Genomic DNA, 647 nt, shown 5'->3' with positions numbered 1-647 from the left:
AAATTACTCTTAAAATGTTAACGCTTATGTCTGTGCAAAGATTTATACCCGTTAAACCCTTTGGCGTCAGATTCTGAGCGAAATTTGCCGTTTACATTAAAGGGAATTCAGCTATACTAAAAGTTTGTTGTCAGCTGTGTATACTCGTTTATACACTGGGACTAAGGGCTGGTAACGTTTTTTTGACTTGCTAGGATTGCTATGAGTTTGCGCCATTTTTTGACCTTATCTGATCTAACCCGTACCGAACTCCAAGACCTTATCAAACGTGCCAGCGAGCTGCGCAAAATGCAGCATGCGGGTGAGATTTATCAGCCTTTTGTGGGTCGTACGCTTGGCATGATATTTGAAAAATCATCGACCCGTACGCGTATCTCGTTTGAGACGGGCATGGGACAATTTGGCGGTAGTGCGATATTTTTGTCACCCAATGATACCCAGCTGGGTCGCGGTGAGCCGTTAGAGGACTCAGCGCGCGTCATCTCAAGTATGGTCGATATCATTATGATACGTACCTTTGGTCACGAAAAGGTTGAGACCTTTGCTGAGTATTCAAGCGTTCCTATTATCAACGCGTTGACCGATGACTTTCATCCCTGCCAATTGCTCGCCGACATGCAAACCTTTTATGAGCATCGCGGTAGTAT

Annotated in this window: 1 protein-coding gene; it reads left to right on the top strand. The window is 44.7% G+C overall.

The window, feature by feature from the left end:
- Positions 1–201 precede the first annotated feature (201 nt).
- On the top strand, positions 202–647 hold a 446-nt coding region (locus ACTXGO_RS15725; RefSeq protein ID WP_459112949.1), incomplete at its 3' end, for a Rossmann-fold NAD(P)-binding domain-containing protein.

This window comes from Psychrobacter sp. T6-1, assembly GCF_052258445.1.
Note: the sequence above shows the minus strand (reverse complement) of the source record. Positions and strands in the feature narration are given on the sequence as shown.